The following is a 7,825-nucleotide window of genomic DNA, read 5'->3' as shown; positions in this document are numbered from 1 at the left end:
GAGCACGCCCGATGGGAGGGCGGGCGGGCCGGGGGGCACGGGGCCCATCAGGCGAGCAGGATGCCGTGGTCAACCGCATCGGAGAGCACCGCGTCGAGCGAGAGGCGGACCACCTCGAACCGCCGGGACACCTCCCGGGCAAGCTCCAGCTCGACCTCCCGCAACGCCCGCTGCGCCCAGGCCCGGGCGGCGTTCGGGTCGTCGTTGTCGGGGGTGCGCCAGTGCTGCCAGCAGCCGCCGGACAGCGCCACCGCCACCGGCGGGAGCACCTCGGTGCGTTCGGCGCCGGGACAGCCCGCGAGCGCGTCGATCGCGGAGGCGCCGGTGAGCCCGGCCACGCCTGCGGTGCTGGTGACCAGCAGCACCCGGTCGAAGTCCTGGCCCGCCCGGTGGTCGACCAGGCCCCAGCGCACGGCGGCGACGATGCGCCGGCGCACGCCCTCGGGCAGCGGGGCACCGAAGACCAGTCCCGCGGCCTCCTCGACGATCCCGCGGACGGCGTGGTCGCACTGGGCGGTGGCCAGCAGCGACAGCGCCTCCATCTCCCGGTCGAGCAGCTGCGGCAGGCCGGCGCAGCCGACCCCGAAGACGATCTCCTGCACCACCCGCAGGTGGGTGTTGGCCAACTCCAGCGCGAGGTGCTGGCGGATGCGCTGGGTGCAGGATCGGGCCCGCCGGTCCAGCGACTCGGACCAGTCACCCGGCTCGGCGACCACCGGCACCCGGCCGTGCGCGCCCGGGAGCACCGGGGGCTCGGCGCTGGCCCGCCGCAGCCCCTCGTCGGCGGCCCAGCCCACCAGGGCGCGGCGAAGGTCGGCGGCGTCGTCATCGGTGACCGGGTACCACGGGGCGCCGGCGAGCGCGGGAACGGCGGCCAGCAGCGCCGCCCGGTGCGCCTCGACGGTGACCGCGACCGGGTCGACCCGGGGCGCGGCGGGGACCGGCCCGCCGCCTCCGGCCCCGGCCGCCGCGATGGACGCCCCCGTGCCCTCCGTCGCCGGGCCGTCGGGCGCCGGAGCCCACCCGGTCGCGCCCGGGGTGACCGCGAAGAAGACCTCGACCGGAGCCCGGGCGACCTCGGCGAGCAGGTTGAGTTCGGCGGCGGTGAATGCCTGGTCGGCGGCGATCACGAAGAGCAGCGCCCCGGCCCGGCCGGCAGCGTCGAGCAGCACCCGGCCGCCGGCCACCCCGAGCGTGCCGGTGTCCGGCGTGTCGACCAGGCTGAAGTGGCGCAGCAGCGGCTCCGGCACGTTCAGCTCGACCCGGCGGGGCGGGCGGGCCAGCGCGGGGCCGGCGGCGAACCGGTCGGCCCCGTACGAGTGCGGCTGGCGGTAGCCGGGCACGTAGGCGGCCCGGGTCGGCACCCGGGAGTGGCGCACCACCAGCCAGCTGCCCGCCGGCACGTCGAGCATGCCGGGTTCCAGCCGGAGCAGGCCGGCGAGCACCTCGGGCCGCCCGGCGCCGGCGGGGCCGACGGCCACCACGGCGAGCGGCTCCTCGGGACCCGGCGGGGTCACCCCGAGCCGGGCGGGCAGCGGCCCGCGCCGCGGTACGCCGGCCATGTCGCCGGGCACGTCGACCGGGGGGAGAGGACCCGGCTTCATCGGCAAGCGGCCTCCCGTGGAGGCGACCGGCAGCGGCCGGCCGCGTGGAAATTCCGGTGATGGCACCCGGATGCCGGAAGAGTACGGGCGCCACTGGTCCCGTGCGGAACGCCTCGAATACTCAGGGGTAACGACGAGGTTACTCAACTTCGCAGCGTGACGGTGTGCACGCGGACGGATTCCGGTCGATATGCTGCGCTGATGAGTCGGTGGGGTTTCGTCGGCCGGATGGATGAGCTCAACCGTCTGCTGTCGGCGGCGACCGGCGCGGAGGGGCGTGGGCTCTTCTTCAGTGGCAGCGCGGGCATCGGCAAGAGCCGGCTGCTGCGCGAGGGGGTGGCGGCGCTGCCCCGCGACGGGTACGCGGTCTGGTCCATCGCGGCCAGCGCCACCACCGCGGCCCTGCCCTTCGGCGGCCTCGTCCAGGTGCTCCCCGCCGAGCAGCCGCAGGGCCTGTCACCGGCCGGCGTCCTGCGCTGGGCCGTGGACGTGCTGCAGCAGCAGGCGGCCGGCCGGCGGATCGTGCTCGCCATCGACGACGCGCACCTGCTCGACCAGCCGTCGGCCGCGCTGGTGCACCTGGTCGCCCGGGCCGAGAACGCCACCGTGATCGGCACCCTGCGCAACGGTGAGCAGATCCCGCTGCCCATCCGGGCACTCTGGACGGATGACCTGGTCGATTACGCCGAGCTCAGCCCGATGGACCCGGCCGACAGCGCCGGCCTGCTCGCCGCCATCCTGGAGGGGCCGGTCGACGCCACCTCCGCCGACCGGCTGGGCCGGCTCTCCGCGGGCAACCCGCTGCTGCTGCGCGAGCTGGTACACGCCGCCTCCGGCAGCGGCGAGCTGACCCGCACGTACGGGATCTGGAAGTGGACCGGCCGGCTGGAGCTGGCCCCGAGCCTGACCGACCTCATCGACACCCGGATCGGTCAGCTCACCCCGGGGGTGCGGTCGGTGGTCGAGCTGGTCGCCCTCGGCGAGCCGCTCGGGCTGCACCTGCTCAACCAGGCCGTCGAACCGGACGACGTGGAGACCGCCGAGGAACGCGGGCTGATCACCATGGTCCGGCACGACCGCCGGCTCAACGTACGGCTGGCCCACCCGCTCTACGGCGAGGTGATGCGCCGGCAGATCCCGGTGAGCCGGACCCGCCGGTTGCAGGCCCGCCTCGCCGAGCTGCTGGAACAGGTCGGCAAGCGGCGCCGTGACGACCTGCTCCGGGTGGCCGTGTGGCGGCTCGACTCGGGCACCGCGCAGGACCCGGCGATGCTGCTCGACGCGGCCGGGCAGGCGTTCGCCCGCTACGACGTGCCGCTGGCCACCCGGCTGGCACGGGCGGCGCTGGACGCCGGCGGCGGCTTCGACGCCGCCGAGGCGCTGGCCACCATCCTGATGTTCGCCGACCAGCCGGACGAGGCGATCGCGGTGCTCGACGCCGTCTCCGCCGACATCCGCGGCGACCGGCGGCTGAGCCGCTGGCTGACCGTACGGGGGATGGTCAGCTACTGGGGGCTGAGCCGGGAGTCCACGGTGGAGGAGATCTCGGCCCGCGGGTCGGAGTTGAAGGACTCCGCGGACCAGGCCCGGGTGATGGCCTTCGAGGGCATCATGCGGCTGCACCGGATGGACACCGCCGCCGCCCTGCGGCTCGGGCAGACCGTGCTGGACCGGCCGGCGGCCAGCGTCGCCGCGCGGGAGCTGGCCCGGTGCACCGTCGCCTACCTGCAGGCCGCCCAGGGGCAGCTGCACCGCAGCGGCACCGCGGTCAGCCTGGTGCAGGCCGAGGCGGCCCGGTGGCGCGCCGACATGCCGTACCTGCAGCTCGCGCTGGAACTGGCCCGGGGCACCCGGCTGGCCCTCGCCGGCGACCTGGCCGGCATCGACGCGATCGTGGCCGACGAGTTCGCCGACCTCGCCGGCGCCGGCGACTTCCGGCTCGGCACCGGCTACCTGGCCATCCTTCAGGCGTACGCGGCCCGGCTGCGCGGCCAGAGCGACGCGGCCCTGCGGACCGCCCTGGAGGCGTGCGCGGTGCTGGCGACCAGCCGGGTCTACGCCGGCCTGGCGCACGCCGAACGGGTGCAGGCGGCGGCGCTGCGCGGGGACGCCGCCCAGGCGGCCGAGGCGATGGCCGAGGCGGACCGCACCCACGCGCCGGGCATGGCTGTGCTCTATCCCTGGCTGGAGCAGGCCCGCGGCGCGGCGCTCGCGGTCGCCGGCGACCTGCCCGGCGCGGTGAAGCAGCTGACCGAGCTGACCGACCGGCTCCGGGTCGACGGCTTCGCCGGGCACGAGGCGCATGTGCTGCACGACCTGGTCCGGCTCGACCAGGCCGCCGCGCCGATCGGCCCGACCTGCTCCGACGGCGGTCGCCGCACGGTCGCCCAGCGGCTGGCCGAGCTCTCCGAACGCGTCGACGGGGTGCTGCCGCCGCTGCTGGCCCGGCACGCCCGGGCGGTGGTGGCCGGCGCCGCCGACGAGCTGCTGACGGTCGCCGACGGCTTCGCCGCGCTCGACCTCACCGTCTACGCGGCCGAGGCGACCGCCACGGCCCTGCGCCGGCTGCGGCAGCAGCGATCCCCCACCGCCGCCGTGGCCCGGGAACGCCTCGCCGCCCTGCTCGGCCGCTGCGACCTGGTGCGCACCCCCGCGTTGCAGACCGGCGCACCGACGCTGACCGAACGCGAGTGGCAGGTGGCGCGGCTCGCGGCCGAGGGGGTGACCAGCCGGGCCATCGCGGTGCGGCTCTACCTCTCCGCGCGCACCGTGGAGAACCACCTCCAGCGGATCTACAGCAAGCTCGGCGTCACCAGCCGGGTGGAGCTGCGGGCCGCGCTACGGGCGATCCCGGGCCATGACGGCGGAGATGCCGGCTGAACTCTAGGCTGAGGCGGTGAGCACCCTTCGCCCCGCGCTGCTGACCGACCACTACGAGCTGACCATGATCAGCGCCGCCCTGCGGGACGGCACCGCCCACCGCCGCTGCGTGTTCGAGGTGTTCACCCGCCGGCTGCCCGCCGGCCGTCGCTACGGGGTGGTCGCCGGGACCGGCCGCCTGGTCGAGCTGATCCGCAACTTCCGCTTCGACGCGGAAGAGGTGGACTTCCTGCGCCGGACCGGCCTGGTCGACGAGCGGACCGCCGCCTGGCTGGCCGGCTACCGCTTCACCGGAGACGTCGACGGGTACGCCGAGGGCGACCTGTTCTTCCCCAGCTCGCCGATCCTCACCGTCTCCGGCGGCTTCGCCGAGTGCGTGGTGCTGGAGACGCTGGTCCTCTCGGTGCTCAACCACGACAGCGCCGTCGCGGCAGCCGCCGCGCGGATGGTCACCGCGGCGCGCGGGCGCACACTGATCGAGATGGGCTCCCGCCGGGCGCACGAGGAGGCGGCGGTGGCCGCGGCCCGGGCGGCGTACCTGGCCGGGTTCCGGTTCACCTCCAACCTGGCCGCCGGGCAGCGCTACGGCATCCCGACCGCCGGTACGTCCGCGCACGCGTTCACCCTGCTGCACGACGACGAGCGGGCCGCGTTCGCCTCCCAGGTGGCCACCCTGGGCAAGGACACCACGCTGCTGGTCGACACGTACGACATCAATGAGGGCATCCGCAATGCGATCGCGGTGGCCGGTACCGGCCTGCGGGCGGTCCGGATCGACTCGGGCGACCTGGCGGTGATCGCCCAGCGGTCTCGGGAACTACTCGACTCGCTCGGCGCCACCGAGACCAAGATCATCGTTTCCGGTGATCTCGACGAGTACGCCATCGCCGCGCTCGCCGCCGAGCCGGTGGACATGTACGGCGCCGGCACCGCCGTGGTGACCGGTTCCGGGGCACCCACCGCCGGGCTGGTCTACAAACTGGTGGAGGTCGACGGGCGAGCGGTGGTGAAGCGCTCCGAGCGCAAGGCCACCATCGGCGGCCGGAAGGTGGCGGTACGCCGGCACAAGCCGACCGGCACGGCGACCGAGGAGGTCATCGTGCCGCAGGGCGTGCCGGACCGGCAGCCCAACGACCGGCTGCTGCAGCGCTCGTACCTGGTCGCGGGCGAGCCGATCGACCTGCCGACGCTGGACGAGTCGCGGGAACACCTGCGGCAGTGCCTGATCTCGATCCCCTGGGAGGGGCTGAAGCTCTCCGGCGGCGACCCGGCCATCCCGGTCACGGTCGTACCGGCCGAATGAAAGGAGCGCTCCCTGTGAGCAACGCGCTGATCATCGTGGATGTGCAGAACGACTTCTGCGAGGGTGGCTCGCTCGCCGTCGGCGGCGGGGCCGGCGTGGCGGCCGGCATCACCCGACTGCTCGCGGCCGAGCCCGACCGCTGGGACCACGTGGTGGCCACCAAGGACTACCACATCGATCCCGGTACCCACTTCGGCGATCCGCCGAACTTCGTGGACTCCTGGCCCCAGCACTGCGTGGTGGGCACCCCGGGCTCGGAGTTCCACCCCAACCTGGCCACCGACCGGGTCGAGGCGATCTTCCACAAGGGCGAGCACGCGGCCGCGTACTCGGGCTTCGAGGGGCACGCCGACGGCGGCGAGTGCCTGGCCGACTGGCTGCGCCGGCACGGGGTGGACCGGCTCGAGATCGTCGGCATCGCCACGGACCACTGCGTGCGCGCCACCGCCCTGGACGCCGTCCGGGAGGGCTTCGACACCACGGTACTGCTGGACCTGACTGCCGGGGTCGCCCCGGACACCACCGACGTGGCGCTGCGCGCGCTGACGGGCGCCGGGGTCGCCACCCGCGGCAAGCCTGTGATCAGAGCCGCATGAGCCGCTAAATCGCTGGCGGATGTCGTACCCCCGGTCGAGGATGTCGCCCGGAGGTAACGGACCGTCATGAACATGAAGCCTTACCGGGAGGCGCTCGCCCTGCCCGGTCTCCGGTCGCTGCTGCTCGTGTCGGTGCTCGCCCGCGTACCGCTCACCGCGACCGGGGTGACGCTGACCTTCTACGTCGTGCAGGACCTCGGCCGGGGCTACGGCGCGGCGGGGCTGATCGGTGGGGCGATCACCGTCGGCGCGGCGATCGGCGGTCCGCTGCTCGGCCGGATGGTCGACCGGCACGGCCTGCGGCCGGTGCTCGTACTCACCGGCGTCGCCGAGGCCGTCTTCTGGTCGGTCGCGCCAGGGCTCTCCTACCCGCTGCTGCTGCCCGCCGCGTTCCTCGCCGGCTCGCTGGCCCTGCCGATCTTCTCGGTGGTCCGCCAGTCCATCGCCGCGCTGGTCCCGGCCGAGCGGCGCCGCCCGGCGTACGCCCTGGACTCGATGTCGGTCGAGCTGTCGTTCATGCTCGGCCCGGCCCTGGCCGTGGCGGCGGTCACCGCGCTCTCCGCCCGTACCACCCTCTACCTGGTCGGCGCCGGGATCGTTGCCTCCGGCGTCGCGTTCTGGCTGCTGAACCCACCCACCCGCGGCGGCGGCGAGCCGGCCGGGCCGCTGCCGAAGGTGCCCCGGCGGGCGTGGCTCACCCCGCGGCTGCTCGCCGTGCTGGCGGTCAGCACCTCGGCCACCCTGGTGCTCGGCGGCACCGACGTGGCGGTGGTCGCCGTGCTGCGGGACAGCGGCGAGGCCGGCTGGACGGGCGCCGTTCTGTCCATCTGGGCGGTCGCCTCGCTGGTCGGCGGGTTCGCGTACGGGGCGATCCACCGCGCCTTCTCCCCGCTGGCGCTGATGGCCGCGCTCAGCGTCTGCACCATCCCGGTCGGGCTGGGCGGGACGCACTGGTGGCTGCTCGGGCTGGCACTGATCCCCGCCGGCCTGCTCTGCGCGCCGACCATCGCGGCCACCTCCGACGCGGTCAGCCGCCTCGCCCCGGCCGCCGTCCGCGGCGAGGCGATGGGCCTGCACGGCTCCGCGGTCACGGTCGGCATCGCGGTGGGCGCCCCGCTCGCCGGTGCGGTGATCGACGCCTCCGCGCCGCTGTGGGGCTTCGTGGTCACCGGCGCGATCGGCGCGGCCGTGGCCCTGGTCGTGCTCCCGATCGAGCTGCGGCACCGCCGCGCCGCGGCTGCCGCCCCGGCCATCCCCGAACCGGAGCTGGCACCCGTCGCCTGACTGGCGGTCACCCGCCGCCCGTGACCTGACCGGACGCGCGAGGCGACAACTTCGGGGAGAGTGCTGCCTCGACCGCAGCTGAGGCAGCACTCTCCCCGAAGTTGCTGGCAGGCGAGAGGCGAGCGGCGGCGCATTGGAGGCGGCGCGCGGGGGGGGGT

5 protein-coding genes are annotated in these 7,825 nt (G+C 75.2%); 4 read left to right on the top strand and 1 reads right to left on the bottom strand.

All coding sequences use genetic code 11. The features are described from left to right. Positions 1–47 precede the first annotated feature (47 nt). Positions 48–1,604 (bottom strand): P-loop NTPase family protein, encoded by a 1,557-nt coding sequence (locus C1I99_RS26870; RefSeq protein ID WP_111137010.1) that lies wholly within the window; start codon positions 1,602–1,604, stop codon positions 48–50. Between the two features lie 201 nt (positions 1,605–1,805). On the opposite strand from C1I99_RS26870, the gene C1I99_RS26865 reads away from it, so the two are divergent. The 4 genes from C1I99_RS26865 to C1I99_RS26850 all read left to right on the top strand — a co-directional run bounded on the left by C1I99_RS26865 (position 1,806) and on the right by C1I99_RS26850 (position 7,667). Continuing rightward, positions 1,806–4,484 (top strand): helix-turn-helix transcriptional regulator, encoded by a 2,679-nt coding sequence (locus tag C1I99_RS26865; RefSeq protein ID WP_111137009.1) that lies wholly within the window; start codon positions 1,806–1,808, stop codon positions 4,482–4,484. A 16-nt stretch (positions 4,485–4,500) separates the two neighbouring features. Beyond that, a complete protein-coding gene (locus C1I99_RS26860; protein WP_111137008.1) occupies positions 4,501–5,787 on the top strand; it encodes a nicotinate phosphoribosyltransferase in 1,287 nt (428 codons plus the stop codon). A 14-nt stretch (positions 5,788–5,801) separates the two neighbouring features. After that, entirely contained in the window at positions 5,802–6,383 is a 582-nt protein-coding gene (locus C1I99_RS26855) for an isochorismatase family protein (protein WP_111137007.1), read from the top strand. A gap of 66 nt (positions 6,384–6,449) precedes the next feature. Beyond that, positions 6,450–7,667 carry an MFS transporter gene (locus tag C1I99_RS26850; protein WP_111137006.1) on the top strand — a complete coding sequence of 406 codons (1,218 nt, stop codon included), beginning with the start codon at positions 6,450–6,452 and terminating at the stop codon, positions 7,665–7,667. Positions 7,668–7,825 lie beyond the last annotated feature (158 nt).

Source organism: Micromonospora deserti (genome assembly GCF_003236335.1).
Classification (GTDB): domain Bacteria; phylum Actinomycetota; class Actinomycetes; order Mycobacteriales; family Micromonosporaceae; genus Micromonospora; species Micromonospora deserti.
The sequence above is the reverse complement of the archived record's forward strand: the minus strand, read 5'-3'. Positions and strand labels throughout refer to the sequence as shown.

Excerpts from the sequence above, each read along its gene's own strand:
- C1I99_RS26870 (WP_111137010.1), bottom strand. The coding sequence starts at position 1,604 with ATGAAGCCGGGTCCTCTCCCCCCGGTCGACGTGCCCGGCGACATGGCC.
- C1I99_RS26850 (WP_111137006.1), top strand. The coding sequence starts at position 6,450 with ATGAACATGAAGCCTTACCGGGAGGCGCTCGCCCTGCCCGGTCTCCGG.
- C1I99_RS26865 (WP_111137009.1), top strand. The coding sequence starts at position 1,806 with ATGAGTCGGTGGGGTTTCGTCGGCCGGATGGATGAGCTCAACCGTCTG.